Origin of the sequence: Sphaerimonospora mesophila (assembly GCF_001417795.1) — a bacterium.
Classification (GTDB): Bacteria; Actinomycetota; Actinomycetes; order Streptosporangiales; family Streptosporangiaceae; genus Sphaerimonospora; species Sphaerimonospora mesophila.
This window is the reverse complement of record NZ_BCBX01000041.1, coordinates 44,693-63,279: the sequence shown is the minus strand read 5'-3', so window position 1 is coordinate 63,279 and position 18,587 is coordinate 44,693. Positions and strand designations below refer to the sequence as shown.

Annotated in this window: 16 protein-coding genes and 1 tRNA gene; 9 read left to right on the top strand and 8 right to left on the bottom strand. The window is 69.9% G+C overall.

The features are described from left to right. Positions 1-3: 3 nt before the first annotated feature. Positions 4-237, bottom strand: coding sequence for a DUF397 domain-containing protein (locus AP234_RS22900; protein ID WP_055481766.1), 234 nt, complete (start codon positions 235-237; stop codon positions 4-6). After that, on the bottom strand, positions 238-1,059 hold the full coding sequence (locus AP234_RS22895) for a helix-turn-helix domain-containing protein (RefSeq protein WP_062414503.1): 822 nt from the start codon (positions 1,057-1,059) through the stop codon (positions 238-240). A gap of 199 nt (positions 1,060-1,258) precedes the next feature. Here AP234_RS22895 and AP234_RS22890 point away from each other — a divergent pair, with 199 nt between their 5' ends. The 4 genes from AP234_RS22890 to AP234_RS22875 all read left to right on the top strand — a co-directional run bounded on the left by AP234_RS22890 (position 1,259) and on the right by AP234_RS22875 (position 5,939). Next, positions 1,259-1,798 carry an ATP-binding protein gene (locus tag AP234_RS22890; RefSeq protein ID WP_055481764.1) on the top strand — a complete coding sequence of 180 codons (540 nt, stop codon included), beginning with the start codon at positions 1,259-1,261 and terminating at the stop codon, positions 1,796-1,798. A 230-nt stretch (positions 1,799-2,028) separates the two neighbouring features. Then, on the top strand, positions 2,029-4,518 hold the full coding sequence (locus AP234_RS22885) for a helicase-associated domain-containing protein (protein WP_055481763.1): 2,490 nt from the start codon (positions 2,029-2,031) through the stop codon (positions 4,516-4,518). Positions 4,519-5,031: 513 nt separating this feature from the next. Next, positions 5,032-5,601: a hypothetical protein gene (locus tag AP234_RS22880; RefSeq protein ID WP_055481762.1), complete on the top strand. Its 570-nt coding sequence runs from the start codon at positions 5,032-5,034 to the stop codon at positions 5,599-5,601. 44 nt (positions 5,602-5,645) lie between these two features. Further along, a complete protein-coding gene (locus AP234_RS22875) occupies positions 5,646-5,939 on the top strand; it encodes a GroES family chaperonin (protein ID WP_200926673.1) in 294 nt (97 codons plus the stop codon). 168 nt (positions 5,940-6,107) lie between these two features. Here AP234_RS22875 and AP234_RS22870 read toward each other — a convergent pair whose 3' ends face one another. From AP234_RS22870 to AP234_RS22855, 4 genes are all read right to left on the bottom strand, one after another. Beyond that, positions 6,108-6,533: a TIGR02611 family protein gene (locus AP234_RS22870; protein ID WP_055481760.1), complete on the bottom strand. Its 426-nt coding sequence runs from the start codon at positions 6,531-6,533 to the stop codon at positions 6,108-6,110. A 49-nt stretch (positions 6,534-6,582) separates the two neighbouring features. Next, entirely contained in the window at positions 6,583-7,767 is a 1,185-nt protein-coding gene (locus AP234_RS22865; RefSeq protein WP_055481759.1) for an acetate/propionate family kinase, read from the bottom strand. Beyond that, positions 7,764-9,845: a phosphate acetyltransferase gene (pta, locus tag AP234_RS22860; protein WP_055481883.1), complete on the bottom strand. Its 2,082-nt coding sequence runs from the start codon at positions 9,843-9,845 to the stop codon at positions 7,764-7,766. The genes AP234_RS22865 and pta overlap by 4 nt, the downstream gene beginning before the upstream one ends. A 96-nt stretch (positions 9,846-9,941) precedes the next feature. After that, on the bottom strand, positions 9,942-12,668 hold the full coding sequence (locus AP234_RS22855) for a cellulose binding domain-containing protein (RefSeq protein WP_055481758.1): 2,727 nt from the start codon (positions 12,666-12,668) through the stop codon (positions 9,942-9,944). 194 nt (positions 12,669-12,862) lie between these two features. On the opposite strand from AP234_RS22855, the gene AP234_RS22850 reads away from it, so the two are divergent. Beyond that, complete coding sequence (locus AP234_RS22850) at positions 12,863-13,687, top strand: patatin-like phospholipase family protein (RefSeq protein WP_055481757.1); 825 nt, start codon at positions 12,863-12,865, stop codon at positions 13,685-13,687. A gap of 147 nt (positions 13,688-13,834) precedes the next feature. On the opposite strand, the gene AP234_RS22845 is transcribed toward AP234_RS22850, so the two are convergent. Continuing rightward, positions 13,835-14,032 carry a DUF2795 domain-containing protein gene (locus AP234_RS22845; protein WP_055481756.1) on the bottom strand — a complete coding sequence of 66 codons (198 nt, stop codon included), beginning with the start codon at positions 14,030-14,032 and terminating at the stop codon, positions 13,835-13,837. Between the two features lie 41 nt (positions 14,033-14,073). Beyond that, entirely contained in the window at positions 14,074-14,727 is a 654-nt protein-coding gene (locus AP234_RS22840) for a substrate-binding domain-containing protein (protein ID WP_152990567.1), read from the bottom strand. Positions 14,728-15,122: 395 nt separating this feature from the next. On the opposite strand from AP234_RS22840, the gene AP234_RS22835 reads away from it, so the two are divergent. From AP234_RS22835 to AP234_RS22820, 4 genes are all read left to right on the top strand, one after another. Next, positions 15,123-15,196: transfer RNA gene (locus AP234_RS22835), tRNA-Ile, on the top strand. Between the two features lie 243 nt (positions 15,197-15,439). Next, positions 15,440-15,775 (top strand): hypothetical protein, encoded by a 336-nt coding sequence (locus AP234_RS22830; RefSeq protein WP_055481754.1) that lies wholly within the window; start codon positions 15,440-15,442, stop codon positions 15,773-15,775. A 273-nt stretch (positions 15,776-16,048) separates the two neighbouring features. After that, positions 16,049-16,441, top strand: coding sequence for a hypothetical protein (locus tag AP234_RS22825; protein WP_055481753.1), 393 nt, complete (start codon positions 16,049-16,051; stop codon positions 16,439-16,441). 1 nt (position 16,442) lies between these two features. After that, positions 16,443-18,554 (top strand): DUF4132 domain-containing protein, encoded by a 2,112-nt coding sequence (locus AP234_RS22820; RefSeq protein ID WP_055481752.1) that lies wholly within the window; start codon positions 16,443-16,445, stop codon positions 18,552-18,554. Positions 18,555-18,587 lie beyond the last annotated feature (33 nt).

The following is an 18,587-nucleotide window of genomic DNA, read 5'->3' as shown; positions in this document are numbered from 1 at the left end:
CGATCAAACCAATAAGCCGTCGAACTCGCCGTCCTTGACGCCGAGCACGAGCGCGCGGATCTCATCCCTGGTGTAGATCAACGCGGGCCCCTCGGGATATCGCGAGTTCCGCACGGCGACGCTGCCGTCCGGAAGCTCGGCGAGTTCAACGCAGTTGCCGGTCGAGTTGCTGTGGGCGCTCTTCCGCCACGTGACACCGGTTAGGTCGTTTGCGGGCATCCCGTTATATGTCTGCATTTATGTCTCTCTGAGAAGATCGCCGAGAATCTCGGCGGTGCCCCCGGGCGTCGTGCTCTCCACGCACAGTTGCTCCATGGCCGTCAGGTAGGGATCGACGTCCTCGCGCTTGTCCAGGTAGAGGGCGCCCCAGAGCTGCTCGACGTAAACGACGTCGGAAAGATCGGGCTCCGGGAAGCGGAGGATCGTGAAGGCGCCGCCCTCGGCCGCGTGCATTCCGAAGCGGAAGGGCATCACCTGCAGGGTGATGTTGGGCAGCGTGGCCACCTCAAGCAGATGCTGAATCTGCTCGCGCATGGTCGCCTTCCCTCCGATCGGTCGCTTCAGCGCGGCCTCGTCGATGACGGCCCACAATCTGGGCCCGTCGCTGTTCGTCAGCCGCTCCTGACGCTGCATGCGTAGATGCACACGTTGTTCTATTACGGCATCCGGCGCGTCCGGATACCCGAGCTGGATCACCGAACGGGCGTACGCCGCCGTCTGCAGCAGGCCGGGCACGAACTGCACCTCGTAGGTGCGGATCACATCGGCGGCCTCCTCCAGTCCGACATAGGTGACGAACCAGTTCGGCAGGACCTCGCCGTACTTGTGCCACCACCCGGGCGTGTTCGCCTCGCGGACCATCTCCAGCAGGCCACGCCGTTCGTCGTCGTCGACGACGCCGTACAGCGTGAGCAGGTCTTCGACATCACGCGTCTTGAAACCGACCCTGCCGAGCTCCATCCGGCTGATCTTGGACTCCGAGGCCCGGATATGGAATCCGGCCACTTCTCTGGTGAGCCCCCGCTCCTCACGCAGCCGTCTGAGGCTGGCGCCGAGCATGATGCGCCGAACGGTGGAACCCGATCCGGGTGGATCTATCGACACGTGTCATTCCTCCGCTTAGTGGACTCGTTCACAGTCTGTCAAAGATCGCCCCCTTCGTCCCAGGGTTGTTTGGGGGTAACCGTAGCGCCTGCACACCACACTTGCACGTGCATTCGCTCTTGCAGTTGCACGAAGTGTCCAGCATCATGATCTCGTGCAGTCCACGAACCTGACTCGTGGCCAGATGCCGTGGGCGGCGCGCGACTGGTGGCCGCCGCTCGGCTGGTGGCCGGACAACGCCCGCGACCTGCTGGAACCCAGGCCCGCCGGCAACAGTGCGAGCACCGGAAGCAGCGCCACCTTCGTCCTGCCGCCCCTGGCCGAGTCCGTGCACTCGGCTCGCAGCTTCGCCGCGGGAACCCTGTCCGGGTGGCACATGACCACGCTCCTCGACTCGATGGAGCTGGTGGTCTCGGAGCTCGCGACCAACGCGCTGCGGCACGGCCTGATGCTCGTCGGGCCGGGAGATCAGCGAGAACGCACGGTCATCCGGCTGTCCCTGATCAGACGCGGCCCGCTGGTCACCTGTGCGATCACCGATCCCGGCTCCGCCGCACCGGTCATGCGCGAACCGTCGCCGTTCGAGCCGGGCGGCCTCGGCCTGCACATCGTGGAGTCGCTGAGCCTGCGCTGGGGCTGGTGCACACTCGCCCCGCAGGGCAAGGTCGTGTGGGCCGTGCTCACGACCGGCTGATCGCGCCCGGCGAGCCGGCGAGCCGCGCCGGGAGGGCGTTCCCACCCCCGCCGGCGCGCGGGAAGCCGCCGATCCGGTGCGGAACCGGTGAACTCCCCGCGCGGAATCGCTGAACTTCGGTGCTGAACCGGTGAACCGGGAGGCGATCTGCCCCGAACCGCCCGCGCGGCGAGCCCGGATGTGCTGAGATCGGAGCGTAACGCCCGAGCGGCATCTCCCCGGAGTCCGGTATGGACGATCAGCTGGTCGGCTGGCTGACGACCCTCGACGAAGACAGGCTCGCCCGTGTCCTGGCCAACCGCCGGGACGCCATCGTCGCGCCCTGGCCCCGCCGCATGGACGCCCTCGCCGTACGCCTGACCGACGACTTCGCCGTCATGGAGGTCATGCGGGGGCTCCCGCTGCCGCCCCTCGAACTGCTGCAGGCGTGCCTGGTGGTCGGCGGCCGACCGGGTGAGGACGACCTCGCCCGCTTCCTCGGCGTGCGCACCTCCGAGGTGGTCCCGTGGCTCGACCATCTCTACGATCACGCCCTCGCCTGGCCCGGGCCGGACGGCCGGATCAACCTCGCCCCCGCTGTGGCCCGCTGGTCGACCGCCCCGTGCGGCCTGGGCGACCCCCTCGACGCCTACCTCGACTCCTGGCGGCTCAGCCCCGAGGGACTCCGTCGCATCTGCCGCAACCTGCATCTGCCCGTGCAGGGAGGCAAACGCCAGATGACGGCCAGGATCTCGGCGCTGCTGAGCGACAGCGAGCGCCTCGGCGCGCTGCTCTGCCGGGCGCCGTACGGCACGATGGAACTGCTCGACGGCTTCGCCTGGGACGGCCCGATCCGCACCGTGACCGGCGACCGCTTCGTCACTCCGGGAACGCCGGAGAAATGGGCGCTCGATCACGGGCTGCTCTTCCGCGGGCGGTGGGACCTCGCCGAGATGCCGCGCGAGGTGGCGCTGGCGCTGCGGGGCCCCGACTATCACGGGCCGTTCACGCCGTGCCCACCCGACCTCGCCACGGTTGAGGCCCCGGCGGACGAGGTGGAGCACGCGATGAGCCTGGCCGCGCCGCACCTGCTCGACCGGGCCACCACACTGCTGGAGAACATCGGCAAGACGCCGCTGCCGCTGCTGAAGAACGGCGGCGTCGGCGTGCGGGAGGTCAAGCGGCTGGCCAGGGAGACCGGCTGCGCCGAGGAGGAGACCCGGCTGATCCTCGAGGTGTCGGCGGTCGCCCGGCTGATCGCCCTCGACGAGCGATCCGAGCACTCCGAGTACGCGGAGCACGGCGGCGGCGCGAATCCGGGACGCCCGGCGCTCGGGGGCGCGTTCCCCGGCTTCCTCGTTCCGACCAACCGGTTCGACGCCTGGCGTCTGGAGGACGCCCCGGCCCGGCTGCGCGTCCTGCTGGCCGCGTGGTGGCGCATGGAGCGGTCGTCGCTGCGCCGCGTGGAGGAGCGCCATCCGACCGTGCTGGGCGACGATCCCTCCGGTGAGACGATCGCGCGGATCCGGTGGGCGGTGTTCGGCGTGCTCGCCGGGATCCCCGAGGGCCGGGGCTTCGCCACCCTGCGTGAGCTCGTGCAGTCGGTCCACTGGCGTGCGCCGATGCTCGACCGGGAGCTGCTGGACGAGTGCGCCCCCGCCGTGCTCGATGAGGCCCGGCTGCTCGGCCTCGCGGCCGGGCAGTCGCTCACGAGCCTCGGCCGGGCGCTGGCCGCGCTGGCCGCGGTCGCCGGTGACGAGGGGCACGCGGGGGCGCCCGAGGTCGAACACGACCCGGCGCTGGTCGAGCGCTCGGCCGCCGCGCTCGCGAGCGCACGCCGCACCGCGCTGTTCGGCGCCGACCTCACCGCCGTCGTGACCGGGCCGCCCTCGGTCGAGCTCGCCGCGCTTTTGGACCGCGCCGCCGACCGCGAGGCGCGGGGCGCCGCCTCGGTCTGGCGGTTCAGCCGGGCGAGCGTACGGCGCGCCCTGGACGGCGGGGAGACCGCCGAGGGTCTGCTCACCGCGCTCGCCGAGGTCGGCACCCTGCCCCAGCCACTGGCGTACCTGATCCGCGACGTGGGCCGCCGGCACGGCGAGGTGACGGTCTTCTCCGTCGGCTGCATCATCCAGGGCGCCGATCCCGCTCTGCTGGCCGAGATCGCCGCGCACCGGAGACTGGCCGGGCTGGGGCTGCGTCTCCTGGCCCCCACCGTGCTGGCCGGTGCCGCCTCGGCCGGGACGACGCTCGCCGCGCTGCGGGAGGCAGGGTACGCCCCGGTGCCGGTGGGCGACGAGCCCCCCACGGGCGGGCGGCTCGTCCTGCTGCCCGGAGGCCGGGTCGCAGAACTGGAACGGCCGGCCGCCGTCGTGAGCACCGAGGACATCGCGGACGCCTCACCAGGATCGCCCGGCTCACCCGGGTCGCTCACCGATCCGCCGCCCGACCCGCGCGAGCACGCCAGGCGCCTGCTCTCCGGTGCGGACGCCACCGGCCCGGGACGGCAGACCTGGGCCGTGATCGGACGGATGGCCACCAGGCTGCCGGTCGCGCAGCAGTCGCTGCTGGGCTGTGTGGTGGACCGGAACGTGCGTGCGTTCATCACGCTGTCCGACGGGGTCACCGCGACCGTGAGCCACGGCGAGCTGCGCAGCGGCGTCCTGGACGCCTGGTGCGAGGAGGCCGGCGACTACCTGGAGTTCCCTCTCAACGAGATCGCCTCCGTCACCACCGCGCTCTGACCCCACGTCACGAATCCCCCTCCTCCCCCTCCCCCTCCCCCTCCCCGTGATCTTGCGAATACTCGCACAGGATCCGTTGACCTGCGTCTTTCCCGTTATTGATCTTGCAATATCTGTCACGCCTCGGCGCTGACCAGGGCGTACGGCATCGCTGATCTTGCAGTGCAAGATCACGCATGAAGAATCCCCTGATCAACCCACCATTCGGCGATTATCTGCAAGATCACGAAGGGTGGACCCGCAGGTGAACCATCATTCGTGCGAGCAACTGCAAGATCACCACCAATCGAGGTCAAGGAAGATCTACCGTCCGTTTGGTGTCACTTGTCCCTTTTGCCGTTTCTTTCCCTATACTCATGCACATCATCCGGTTTTTCCGGAATCAACTACCCCAAATCTGTCGAAGTCGCAAAGTCGTCGCCAAAGACGCGTAAAGGGGCTTCCCTCCCGCACCTCTCGGGCCGCTGTCGCATGCCCGCCGAGGTGGGCCCCGCGACCGGGCGAAAGGAACCCATGCTCAAGCACACCCGTCACGCGATCACCCTGACCGTCGCCGGTGTCCTGCTGGCCACCGGCACCGCCGCCACCGCCCACGCCGCGGCCGGGCCGCCGCTCCGGCGCCCCATCCCGGAACCGACCACCTCCGTCCCCCCGTCCCCCGTCCCGTCGCCGGGCCTCTCCGCATCACCAAGCGCCTCCCCCACCCCGGAGGCCTCCCCCACGCCCAAGCTCCCCTCGGGTAAGGCCACGGCCACCTCCTTCTGGGACGCCGCGACCGCCTCGGGCAAGCCGATGCGCTACAAGACCATCGCCAGCCCCTACTGGCCCCTCGGCACCAAGGTGAAGATCACTTATCGGGGCAAGAGCGTCATCGGCGTCGTCGAGGACTTCGGCCCGGCCGAATGGGCGGTCGCCCAGCACGACATTCCGGCCATCGTCGACCTGTCGGAGAAGATGATGGCCGACCTCACCGGAGTCCGCTCCAACACCGTCCACGTCCGCTTCGAGGTGCTCAAGTGGGGCACCGGCCGCGTCTACCGCCGTTCAGGCACCGGTTATGACCTGGCCATGGGCCGGTCCTGACCGCGTAGACTGCCAGCGTGGCCGACCTGAAGTTCGAGATCCAAATGCTCCACGACCGCGTCATGATCAGGATCGAGCGGGAGACCGAGGAACGCCGCAGCAGCGGGGGCATCGTCATCCCGGCGACCGTCAAGATGGCCAACCGGCTGGTCTGGGGCGAAGTATGCGGAGCCGGCGCCAACGCCCGATCCGTGAAAGCCGGGGACAAGGTCCTGTTCAACCCCGAGGACCAGTACGAGGTGGAGGTGCAGGGCCAGATCTATCTGGTGCTGCGCGAACGCGACCTGCACGCGGTGGCCACCCAGCAGACCGAGCACGGCACCGGTCTCTACCTCTGACCCGGCTCTCCCACCTCTGGCCGCGCTCTGCATCTGACCGGCCGGCTGTCCTCTGACGGCGCTCTGCCTCTGACCCGGCCCGGCGGTCCTCACCCGGACCCCGTCACCACCCGGCCCGTACTCGTACACCCCGTCTTCGAGTGCCCTGTTCCCTCACGCGTCCTGTCCTCACATGCCCCGTAGCACGAATGCGCGGGCCATGTGGATGAGATCGATCCCCGTGGTCAGCTTCAGCGTCGCCCACACGATGGCGGCGGCGCAGGCGAAGGTCAGCAGGCCCGCGACGATGCGGACGAACCAGTTCTGCCGCTTGAGCCAGTCGGTCGCGGCCAGGACGATTCGCTTGACGAGCTCCAGCAACCTGGAGGCCCACGGGAACTCGGTGGCCAGCACCGCCAGACCGGCGAACACCACGAGCCAGCCCGGCCCGGGGAACGGCACCATGATCAGTCCACCCACGATCATGATGCAGCCGATCGTCCCGATCACGATCCGCAGAGCCAGGTGACCACCGCGCCGGGCCCGCACGCGGTCACGCCATCCGGGCATCTCGGACTCCCCGGCCCCCGTCTGGCTGTCCTCGGCCAGCGCCATCCGATCACCCCCAGTTTTCAGCAGCCAGAATAACCGGGCCCACCGACGATCAGTGCGACCGCGACTCGACGCAGGCGACCGTCTGATCGGCGATCTCCATCTCCTCGTCGGTGGGGATGACCAGCACGGCGACCTCGGCCCCCTCGGGCGAGATCGTCCGGGGGCCGGTCTCCGGGGCGGCGTTGCGCACCGGATCGATCTCGATGCCGAGCCGGGACAGCCCGGAGACGGCGAGCGCCCGGGTCCGCGCGTCGTGCTCCCCCACCCCGGCGGTGAACACCAGCGCGTCCACCCGGCCGAGCACGGCGTAGTAGGCCCCGATGTAGCCGCGCAGGCGGTGGCCGTACACCTCCATCGCCAGCCGGGCGTCCTGCGCACCGGAGTCGGCGAGCTTCCACACCTCGCGCAGGTCGTTGGCGCCGCACATGCCGAGCATGCCGCTCTCCCGGTTCAGCGCGTCGTCGACATCGGCCAGGCTCATGCCGGCGACGCGGTTCAGGTACGCCGGCAGCGCGGGGTCGATGTCACCCGACCGGGTGCCCATCACCAGGCCGGCCAGCGGAGTGATGCCCATCGAGGTGTCCACGCTGCGCCCGCCGAGCACGGCGGTCGCGCTCGCGCCGTTGCCGAGGTGCAGCACGATCGAGTTGACCTCGTCGTACGGCCTGCCGAGCAGGTCGGCGGCCCGCCGGGAGACGTACGCGGTGGAGGTGCCGTGGAAACCGTACCGGCGCACGCCGAGCTTCTCCGTCCACTCGCGCGGCACGGCGTAGGTGTAGGCGTGCGGCGGGAGCGTGCCGTGGAACGCGGTGTCGAAGACCGCGACGTGCGGCAGATCGGGGAACACGCGACGGGCCACCCGGATGCCCTCCAGGTTGGGCAGGTTGTGCAGCGGAGCTAGCGGAGCGAGCTCCTCGATCGCCCGCTCGACCTCGTCGTCGATGAGCGTGGGCTGGACGAACCTGCTGCCGCCGTGCACCACCCGGTGGCCCACCGCCGCCACCCGGTCCAGCGGCGGCCCGTGCTCCGCGAACGCGGCCAGCACGGCCCGCAGGCCCTCCTCGTGGTCGGCGAGCCGCCGCTCCACCCGGACGCCGTCGTGCGTGAGGACGCTGGTCTCCTCGCCGATCCGCTCCGCGAGGCCGCGTGCGGTCTCCCGGCGTGCCGTCATGTCGATCAGGCGATACTTGATCGAGGACGAGCCGCTGTTGAGTACGAGCACCTGGTCGATCACGGCGTCTCCTCCCGCCCCGGGCCACCCGCCCGGCCATGCGCCTGCGCCTGGATGGCGGTGATCGCCACGGTGTTGACGATGTCGTCGACGGTCGCGCCTCTGGACAGGTCGTTGACCGGCTTGCGCAGGCCCTGCAGCACCGGTCCGACGGCCACGGCGCCGGCGCTGCGCTGCACGGCCTTGTAGAGGTTGTTGCCGGTGTTGAGGTCGGGCACCACGAACACCGTGGCCCGCCCGGCGACCGGGCTGCCCGGCATCTTCGCCCTGGCCACGCTCGGCTCGGCCGCGGCGTCGTACTGGATCGGGCCCTCCACTGGCAGGTCCGGCCGCAGCTCGCGGATGAGCGCCGTGGCCCGGCGCACCTTGTCCACCTCGGGGCCCGTTCCGGACTCCCCGGTGGAGTAGGACAGCATCGCGACGCGGGGTTCGACGCCGAACCTGGCCGCGGTCTCCGCCGACGAGATCCCGATGTCGGCGAGCTGCTCTGCCGTGGGATCGGGGACGACCGCGCAGTCGCCGTACACGAGGACCCGGTCGGCGAGGCACATGAAGAAGACGCTGGACACGGTCCCCACGCCGGGCGAGGTCTTGATGATCTCGAACGACGGGCGGATGGTGTGGGCCGTCGTGTGGGCGGCGCCCGAGACCATGCCGTCGGCCAGCCCGAGGTGGACCATGAGCGTGCCGAAGTAGGACACGTCGGTGACGGCGTCGCGGGCCTGCGCGAGCGTCATGCCCTTGTGCGCCCGCAGCCGCGCGTACTCCTGGGCGAACAGCTCGCGCAGCTCCTCGTCGAACGGGCTGATCACGTGCGCGTCGTCGACGGCCAGGCCCATCTGGGCGGCGGCGGCCCGGATCTCCCGCTCGTCGCCGAGCAGGGTCAGCTCGGCCACGCCGCGCCGCAGCAGGCTGTCGGCCGCGCGCAGGATCCGCGGCTCCGCGCCCTCGGGCAGCACGATGTGGCGGCGCTCGCCCCTGGCCCGCTCCAGCAGGTCGTACTCGAACATCAGCGGGGTGACCGCGGCGGCCTTGGTGATCCGCAGGCTGCGCAGCAGCGCCGCGGTGTCGACGTGACCGGCGAACAGGCCGAGCGCTGTGTCGATCTTGCCCTTGGCGTCGGGGGTGAACATGCCCTCGGCCTCCGACAGCGCCTTGGCCGTCTCGAAGGTGCCCCCGTCCGTAGTGATCACGGGCAGCCGGATGTCCATGCCGTCGAGCAGCCGGATGACCGGCTCGGGCAGCTCCAGCCCGCCGTTGAGGATGATCGCGGACAGGGCGGGGAACGTCGGCGCCCGGTGCGCGGCCATCAAACCGGGCACCAGCGCGGCCGCGCGGTCGGCCGGGACGATGACGGCCACGCCGTCGGAGAGCCGGTCGAGGATGTTCGGCAACGACATCGCCCCGACCATGAGCGCGCCGACCTCCCGGCCGAGCTGCTGCTCGTCCCCCATGAACATCCTGCCGTCGCAGGCGGCGACCAGGTCGCTCACCGTGGGCGCCGACAGCCGCGGCTCCTCCGGCAGGACGTACGCGCTGACGCGGGCGGCGACCTCGTCCACCAGGCCGGGCGTGACGCGGGTGACGACGGTGGCCAGCTCGGTCGCGTGCCGGTCGGCGAGCTCCTTCCTGGACATCTCGACCGCCGCGGTGATGTCGTCGGGCGTGCGGTGCAGCCCGGTCACGACGTTGACCACCGGCGTGCCCAGGTTGGCGGCCAGCTCGGCGTTGAAGACGAACTCGGTGGGCGCGCCGACGTCGGTGTAGTCGGTGCCGACCACGACGACGGCGTCGCACCGGCCGGCCAGCGCGCGATAGCGGGCAAGGATCTCACCGGTCGCCCGTTCCTCGTCGGCGTGCAGGTCCTCGTAGGTGACGCCCACGCACATCTCGTACGGCAGGCCGATGCCGAAGCGGGCACGCACGGTGTTGACCAGGCCGTCCTCCCGGCCCGCCCGGACGAGCGGCCGGAACACGCCCACGGTCTCGACCTGGCGGGTCAGCAGCTCGATCATCCCGAGGGCGATCGCGCCCTTGTTGCTCCTGGCGTCGCTCGCCGCGACGTACACCCCGATCGCGATCGTGTTCACTGGACAAAGCGTATGCGAAACGGCGGACCGGCCCGAGCGTGGCTGGACGCCCGGGCCGGTCCTGTCAGCCTCCCTTGGACGGATGGGTCAGGAGGCCGTGCAGGTCACCGGGGACGGTACGGCGTTGCTGCCGCCGGACAGGTCGGCGGTGAAGCCGAATGTGGTGCCGGCCCCGGAGCCGAGGGAACCGTTCCAGCTCACGTTGCCGACCGTGACGTTCGCCCCGGACTGGGTGAGAACCCCGCTCCAGAGCTGGTTGATCTTCTGGCCGTTGGCGAACGCCCACTTGACCGTCCAGCCGCTGATCGCGGCGCTGCCCGAGTTCTTCACCGTGACCTCGCCCTGGAAGCCGCCGGGCCACTGGTTGGTCACCTTGTACGTCGCCGCGCACGCCTTGCCACCCGGGGTCGGGGTCGGGGTCGGCGTAGGCGTGGGCGTCGGAGTGGGAGTGGGGGTGGGGGTGGGGGTGGGGGTCGGCGTAGGCGTGGGTGTGGGTGTCGGCGTGGGCGTCGGGGTCGGCGTGGGCGTGGGGGTGCCGCCCTTGCGGTCGCCGTAGATGATGCCCCGGCCGTTGGTGCCGAGGTAGACGCGGCCGTAGATCCGGGGGTCACCGGTGAGGGCCTCGCCCATGTTGCCGTACTGGTGCTGGTCGTCGTTGATCCGCACCCAGCTCGCGGCCGTGTCGTCGGACCGGAACAGGCCGGTCACCCCGTCGATCTCACCCACCAGGTAGAGGGCGTGATACGACTTGCCGGGCGCAGCCTTGCCGAAGCCGATGTTGATGGAGTTGGTCACGTTCGGCAGCTTGGTGAACGACGCGCCCGAGTCGGTGGAGCGCCACAGACCACCCTTGCCGGCGAGCCAGATGTCGCCCTCGTGGCCGGGGACGGCCTTGAAGTGCATGTCGCCCTCGGACGGCAGGCCGGTCGCCGCGGTGGCGGAGAAGCTCGCGCCGCCGTTGGTGCTCACGTAGAACCTGCCGCCGGACAGCGCGTAGAACTTCTGCGGGTCGACCCGGTCCGACTCGACGATCGCGTTCGCCGGGACGCCGCTGGAGGCCGTCCAGCTGTTGCCGTACCCCACGGAGTAGACGACCTGCTGCCCGGAGTCGCCCGGCGCCCAGACGAACCTGCTGCCGTCGGCGGCGGCCGCCACGGTGCCGCCGTTGTTGACGCCGCCCGGCTCGCTGCCCTGGAACCAGTTCGCGCCGCCGTCGGTGGAGAACGCCACGTGGCTGTCGTTCGGCCGGTCGGAGTCGGTGAAGTTGCCCGCCCTGACCATCACGCTCGGGTTCTTCTCGGCGTAGTCGAGCGAGGTGGTCGAGGTGAAGGTGGGCGAGGTGAACATCATCGACGGCACCGCGTCGAGGTCGGTGTGGCGGAAGCCGCCGATGTCGCCCAGCGCGCTGACCAGGGGCGCCCCGCTCGGCGGGCTGATCAGGTCGAGGACCGCCGTCTCCTCGAGGCCCTTCACCATCGGCTTGATGGTGAACTGGCCGCCCGAGTCCCACTTCGTGAGGTCGGTGGTGCCGTAGATCGTGGCGCCGGTGCCGTACATCATCCGGTCGGAGTCGAACGGGTCGATCTCGACGGACTCGTTCATCCAGCCCAGCTTGGGCGTGACCTCCGGCGGCTGCGGGTTGGTGCCGAACGTCAGCCAGGGAGCCGCCGAGATATCCATCTTGTAGCGGAAGCTGCGGTTCGGGTAGGACGTCCAGTCCCAGATGCGGGTCCAGGTGGCGCCCGCGTCGGTGCTCCGGAAGAAGATCGCGTCAGGCCACCAGGAGACCTGGGTGGCGACCATGATGGTCTTCGGGTTCTGCCGGTCGATGGTCAGGCCGCTGTACCCGAAGTAGTCGTCCTCGCTGCTGGACGGGATCGGGCTGATCTGGGTCCAGGTGCCGGTCGCGGTGGCGTAGCGCCACACGTCGCCCTTGGCGCCGTCGTACGGCCCGCCGGTGTCGCTCGTGGCGATGTAGAGGTAGCCGTTGACCGTGTCCAGCACGCCCTTGTGGGCGATGTAGCCGGTCGGCTGGCCGGCGAGCCGCTCCCAGGTGGAGCCGCCGTTGGTGGTCCGGTAAACGGTGTTGTCCTTGTCGGCCACGCCCACGTAGATGGTCTGGGTGGCGTTGCCGGAGGTGCCGGTGCGCTTGTCGAACGTCACCCAGACGACGCCCTGGATGTCGCCGTCGTAGTCGCCGCTGCCGGCCCGGTAGTTGCCGGCGTTCGGGAAGTTGGTGACCTTGGCCCAGGTCGCGCCGGAGTCGGTGCTCCGCCACAGCCCCTGTCCGCTCGGCGCGCCGAAGTAAAGGACGCTGTTCTTGTTCGGGTCGACGGCCAGGCGCTCGCCCATGCCGCGGCCGGGCATGTTGCCACCCAGCTTGAACGGCAGCTTGGTCACCTGCCAGGTGTCGCCCTTGTTGGACGAGCGCAGGATCGCGCCGTTGTTGGGATCCCAGCTGTTGGTGTACATGCCGACGGCCGCGTACACCTTGTCGGCGTCAGAGGGGTCGGCGGCGATGCTGGCGACGCCGTTGTAGCCCCAGTTGTCCCAGCCGGCCCAGTCGAGGAGCGGGGTCCAGGTCTGGGAGGACTGGTTCCACCGGTAGGCGCCGCCGATGTCGGTGCGTGCGTAGATCAGGTCCTTCTGGGCCTGGCTGAAGACGATCCCGGGAACGAAACCGCCCCCGGCGATCTGCACGTTCTTGAACGTGTACGGATCCGAGGCGACGGCCGACGCCGACTGCGTGGTAACGGCCACCGCCCCGACCAGGGCCACCGTGGTGGCCGCGAGCATGCTGAAGAATCTTCGCATGGACGGTTTTCCCTTCGACATGGACAACCGCCATGCACGACCAGGAGGGACCCTGACCGTCAACCGCCTCCGTGCATGGAACTTGAGAGAGATTCACACATGCGCGGCCTCGGCGTCAATAGTTTGGGGGCCATACAAAAAAACTAGACTTCGACGCGCTTGCGACAGGTGCCGGATGGAACATAATTCTGGACATGACCAACGCACTCGTGCTCGGTGGCGGCGGAGTCGCCGGGATCGCCTGGATGGCCGGAATCGTAACGGGACTGCGCCGGGAGGGCGTCGATCTCGGCACCGCTGACCGGATCATCGGCACTTCCGCCGGATCAGTGGTCGGGACCCTCATCGCCACCGGAGCCGACCTGGAGCAGGCCGTCACCCACCAGCGAAATGTCGACACCGGTCCGGCGCCGGCCATCGACCTGGACGCCACCGCGCGGTCGTTCGCCGTGCTCGCCGACACCACCATCGAACCGGTGGAGCGGCGCCGCGTGGTCGGCCGGATGGCCCTCGACGCCCGCGTCGACCACGCGGCCGACCGGCTCGCCGCGGTCGGCGAGCGGCTCCCCGTCAAGGAATGGCCCGACCGGGAACTCCTGATCAACTCGGTGGACACGGAGACCGGGGAGTTCGTCGTCTGGACGCGGGACTCGGGCGTCCCGCTCGTGCTCGCCGTTGCTTCGAGCTGTGCCGTACCGATGATCTTCCCACCCGTCGAGATCGGCGGCAGGCGCTACATGGACGGCGGGGTGCGCTCGGCGACCAGCGCCGACCTGGCCACCGGCGCGACGACGGTGATCGTGCTGGAGCCATTGGGCCATCTCACTCCCCGTGCCGCCCTCGACGCCGAACTCGGGAAGTCGGGAGCGGCACGGACGCACGTGATCCACCCCGATGACGCCTCGATCGCCGTGTTCGGCGAGAACGTGCTGGATCCCGCCCTGTGGGGGCCGGCCTTCAAGGCCGGGCTCGCCCAGGCGCCGTTGTCGGCCGGACCGCTGCGCGACCTCTGGGGATGAATCTCCCGCAGAGCGGCGCCCGGTCGACTCGTCTTCGAGTCGACCGGGCGGCTCCCCCCCTGTCGGCGCCCGCGCTCTCACGGGTAGACCCCGCCGGGTGATCCCCGCTCGGTGGCCTCCCGCCGGGTGCCTCGTCACCGAGCGGCGCTAACGCGCCTCGGTGACCGCCTTGCTGACGGCGTTCGGGCCGTCGTACTGCCGGTCCGGCAGCCTCTCCAACGCATTGATCACGTTGTCGTCCGCGCCGTGATCGCGGGCCGTCTGGATCAGGTCGGACTTGCCGGCCGGGTAGTCCACGCCCTTGAGGTGCTTCTGCAGTTGGATCGGGTTCGGGGCGTCCGCCATGGCGGCTCTCCCTTCGTCGACGTTCCGCTGCTCTCCCCCGCCTACCCATCGCTTCCCGCATCACTCCCGCGGGACGTGGTGAAGCGCGCAGCCGGGTGGATCATGACGGCGGGGATCGACGCCGTGGTCCCGTTGGCGACGGTGGTCGTGCCGTACACGGCCTTGCCGGAGGCGAGGTCGACGGCGAGCCGGGCCGCGCTGCCCGCCTCCCGTGTGATGTCGAGGAGGGCCGCGGGCCGCCGCGTCATATCGGCATGAGGCCCGGCGAAGCCCGTGAAGGCGTCCACCGGCCCGTTCGCCAGCCGGTCGTACGCGATGACCTTGGCGCGCAGGAGCTTCGCCCCCGCGACCTGGGACACGGTGTCCTCAGGCCGTACCGCGATCAGGATGAACACCCGCACGCCATCAGCGAGCATCTCGGACAGTTGCCGATCCTGGGTGGCCTGGTCGCCGCCGGCGTTGGCGGTCACGACCTCGCATTTCGGGCATAGGGCGGCGACCGCCCGCATGATGGCGGGCCGATCGTGCGTGTCGTACCTCTCGCCGTCGGGCAGCAGCAGCCCGATCGTGAAACCGTCCGCGAGCCTGCCCACAGCGCCCAGCCCGGTCCCCGAGTACGGGAGTGCCGTGTCACACGCTGGGACTGCCGTCAGGAGGGCCAGGGAAGCGACGGCCGCCACGAGTCGTATCTCCACAGCAATCCCCCGATCGCACGCAGAGCCACTCCGCCATGCCGTACCCGACCATTAGGACACAAAGCCCTGATTGCCCTGCTGCATGCTCATCGACGGCGCGTTCTTGGCGTCGATCACCCCCGGGGTTCCGTCGTCCTCGCCCCTGGTTGGTCCCCGAGCCGGATGAGCATGACGGCCTTGATGATCCGCCTGGCATGCCGCCCTTCTTCTCCTCTCCCCGGGCTCGGGCTCCCTTGGCGACCGGCCGGGACAGGGACATCCGGGAGATCTCCCAGCGCGTTGCCTCCGAGCCGCCTTCGTGCTCCGCATGACGGTGCGGCCGACTCGGAAACCTTCGGATTCTCCTGGGATGCGGGACTGCGCACCCCCCGAGTTGTGAGAGACTGCACCATTGCGGGGCGGTAGCTCAGCCGGTCAGAGCATCGGACTCATAATCCGTGGGTCGTGGGTTCAAGTCCCACCCGCCCTACTCAGCTTCATCATAGGCATACCGCCTGACCTGCGGTTTCACAGGTCTCATAGGTTGATATGCCATGCGGCCACATGCCGCTGATAGCGGCCACACGTCAATGGCCGTGAACATACGTGGAATGGTCTCGGTCTCGTTTTCCCAGGTGAGATCGGCCGTTCTCGCCATCTCGCGGAATGGTTCCACCAGCCGTACGCCGAAGGGGCCCGAGATCTCTCCCGGGGTCCTCACTATGATGTGATCATGGGTGTGGATGTGGTGCTGATGCGAGTGGAGCGACGTGGCAGCAGCCCGAAGCGCAGGAAGCTCACCCCCGTCGCCGTCGCGCCCGATCCTGACGACGCTTTCGTCCGCCTCGTCGACCGGATTCGAGGACGCGGCGGCCATCCCATGCTGGAGCGGGTCGACCCGTACGGCAGCCTGATCCTGACGTCTGCCGAGATGCCGCAGTTCCTCGACGAACTTGCCCGGCTCCCGCGAACAGCACCCGAAGATGCCCGGATGGCCGAGAAGCTGAAGGATCTCGCCGAGCAGTGCGCCGCCGATCCGGCACTGGAACTCCATCTCGACGGCGACTGACAGCCTCCCCGCCCATCCGCCGATCGGCCACCTCGCGTCGCCTGTCGATGCACATGGCGTAGACCCTGAGCACCACGTCCACGTCATGCCGGCTCGCTCTGCCGCCGCCGGAGCGTGGACCGCCATCGCCGGAGGTGAAGGGCTGGCTGAGCCCGGCAGGGCCATGAGCCGGACGGGGTGAATGATCACCATCGGGGCGCTGTCGCCGGTGTTCTGTCGTTCGCCGCTGCTATAGATTGCGCCACCACCTGACATTGGACGACAGGGTTTTCGATGGCATCAGTGACGTTTCGCGATGAGACAGCGACCGGCCGGGCGTTGGCGGAGTTCGCCCTGCCCGACATGCCGGAGCGGATCTCGGCCCGGGAGCTGGTACGGCTGCGCGTACGCGAGGAGGTCGCCCGCTACAACGCCTCACCGACTCACCACTTCCGCGGCCTGATCAAACCCACCGACGCGGAGGCCGAGCTGAACGGCCACCGGATGCGAACCGCACGCGTACTGGACTGGGAGAAGCAGGCCGACGCCGCCGAGGCGGCGTTCGCCCGCAACGGTTTCCTGCTGCTGGTGGGTGACCGGCAGATCGAGGATCTGGACACCGAGATCGACCTGATCACCGACTCCGTCGTCTCCTTCGTCAAGCTCGTCCCCCTGGTCGGGGGCTGACATGAGCGGCCACCTCTCCCCTCTCGCGTCGCGTCTGTACGACCTGATCACCGGGATCGCGAAGGATCCCACGCACTGGCCAGAGGCCTCCCGGCTGAGCGTGGGCCTGGTGGGGCTGGGCAGCGGGCGGATCCAGGTCTGCGACGACGACCCGATCTCGGTCCGGTACGCGCTCGACGAGCACGCCCGGCAGCGGCTGGTCGCGCCCGCCCGTGAGCTGGTCGAATTCCTGCTGCCGGACAGGGTGCGGGACCATCCCTTCACCCTGCTCGTGGCGGCGGGGCTGGCGGGCATGGACGCCGAAGTGCGGCCCCGGCTCGCCGAGGAGCACGGACCGATCGCGGTCGCCGAGATGGACGTGCTGCTCGGGTGGGACGCGGAGCGACGGGCGCTGTTCAGAGAGGCGCTGGGGGGATGGACCTACTATTCCGCTCCGACGCTGTCCGGCGTGCCCGAATGGCTCAGCGGCCAGCCCGGCTACCTGGAGTTCGCCCGGACTGCTCTGGAGATGGCCGGGGCCCGCGTCGCGGCGATCCACGCCGGCGAGATTCCGTACAAGGCGGAGAAGGCGTTCGACGCCGGGGAGACGTCGGCCATCGGCCGGGCCGTACGGATCGCGCTCATGCGGGACGAGCCATGGCTGCCCGAGTCGCTGGACGCGCTGGTCCGCGGAGTCGCGGTGGCGCCCACCGCGGCCAAGACGCTGCCCTCCCAGAAAGTGCTGTTCGAGATCGCCCGCGCGGTGGAGGAGCACCCGACTCCGGAGGCGGTCGCCTCGCTGTACGCCGCCCGCCGGATCACCCGGCACGCCCAGGTGCCCAGGGAACTGGACCGCAAGTTCAAGCGCATCGAGCCCGCCCTCGCCGACCGGCTGGAGGTGGCGTTCCGGCTGCCGGACGGGCGGGTACGGCAGGCCGTCGGCGAGCACACGGCGGTGATCTCGACGGACGGCGAGGTCGAGCTGTCGTGGTGGCACGGGGACAGGAAGCTCAAGACGGTGCCGGCGGCGGTCCGGCGGGAGCACCCCGAGGAGGTCAAGCGGCTGCGCGAGCTGGCCAAGCAGGCTCGGCAGCGGCAGGTCACCCTGATCAGGGCGCTGGAGGCCGGATACGCCGGTGAGACGGCTCCGCCGTACCGGCGGCTCGAGGGTCATCCGGTCACCGACCGGCTGATCTGGGAGTTCGAGGTCTCCCCCGGCGTGTGGCGCGCCGAGTTGGGGCTGACCGTGCCGGACGTGCCGGTGCGGCTGTGGCATCCGGCCCGCGCGTCCGTGGAGGAGGTGCGCGCCTGGCGGGAGGTGGTGCAGGGCAAGGAGCTGCGCCAGCCGTTCAAGCAGGCCTTCCGCGAGATCTACCTGCTCACCCCCGCCGAGGAGGCGAGCGGCGACCACTCCGACCGGTTCGCCGAGCATGTGGTGGACTACCGCAGGCTCCGTGCGCTGTTCAAACAGCGAGGCTGGAAGTCCAACTTCATGGGGCCGTGGGACGGCGGCTACGACGACGGGGACGGCAGGCGGTTGCTGGCGGGCGGACGGTGGCGGGCGACCCTGGAGCACCATCTGTACGACGAGGGCCTTGCCGTGACCGGCCGGGTCCACTTCGACCGGCTGACCGAGGGCGGCTGGCGCCGGGCCACGCTGACGGAGGTCCCGGCACTGGTGTTCAGCGAGGCCATGCGGGACGTCGACCTGTTCGTGGCCGTCACGTCGATCACGCTCGATCCCCGGTGGGCCGACCACGGGCCGGACCGGCTTCAGGACTACTGGCGGACCGGTTCATTCGGGGAGCTGCCGCCGTCGGCCGAGGTGCGACGCGACGCGCTGTCCCGATTGATCGGGCGTACGGCCATCGCCGACCGGTGCACCATCACCGACCGCTTCCTGGTGGTACGAGGCGATCTTCGCACCTACAAGATCCATCTGGGGTCGGCGAACATCCTGATGGAACCCAACGACGCCTACCTGTGCATCGTCTCCGCACGCGACCCCCACGCCCGGCTGTTCCTCCCGTTCGAGGAGGACGGCCGGTTGGCGCTCATCCTCAGCAAGGCCTTTCTGCTGGCGAACGACGGCGCCATCACCGACCCCTCCATCACCCGCCAGCTCCGGGCTTGATCCACCCGGGAAGGGAGCCGCACGACAGCCCGT

Coding starts and splice junctions, on each gene's coding strand:
- AP234_RS22885 (WP_055481763.1), top strand. CDS start 2,029: ATGGACGATCAGCTGGTCGGCTGGCTGACGACCCTCGACGAAGACAGG.
- AP234_RS22880 (WP_055481762.1), top strand. CDS start 5,032: ATGCTCAAGCACACCCGTCACGCGATCACCCTGACCGTCGCCGGTGTC.
- AP234_RS22870 (WP_055481760.1), bottom strand. CDS start 6,533: ATGGCGCTGGCCGAGGACAGCCAGACGGGGGCCGGGGAGTCCGAGATG.
- AP234_RS22855 (WP_055481758.1), bottom strand. CDS start 12,668: ATGCGAAGATTCTTCAGCATGCTCGCGGCCACCACGGTGGCCCTGGTC.
- AP234_RS22895 (WP_062414503.1), bottom strand. CDS start 1,059: ATGCTCGGCGCCAGCCTCAGACGGCTGCGTGAGGAGCGGGGGCTCACC.
- AP234_RS22900 (WP_055481766.1), bottom strand. CDS start 237: ATGCAGACATATAACGGGATGCCCGCAAACGACCTAACCGGTGTCACG.
- AP234_RS22825 (WP_055481753.1), top strand. CDS start 16,049: ATGGCATCAGTGACGTTTCGCGATGAGACAGCGACCGGCCGGGCGTTG.
- AP234_RS22820 (WP_055481752.1), top strand. CDS start 16,443: ATGAGCGGCCACCTCTCCCCTCTCGCGTCGCGTCTGTACGACCTGATC.
- AP234_RS22845 (WP_055481756.1), bottom strand. CDS start 14,032: ATGGCGGACGCCCCGAACCCGATCCAACTGCAGAAGCACCTCAAGGGC.
- AP234_RS22830 (WP_055481754.1), top strand. CDS start 15,440: ATGGGTGTGGATGTGGTGCTGATGCGAGTGGAGCGACGTGGCAGCAGC.
- AP234_RS22850 (WP_055481757.1), top strand. CDS start 12,863: ATGACCAACGCACTCGTGCTCGGTGGCGGCGGAGTCGCCGGGATCGCC.
- AP234_RS22875 (WP_200926673.1), top strand. CDS start 5,646: ATGCTCCACGACCGCGTCATGATCAGGATCGAGCGGGAGACCGAGGAA.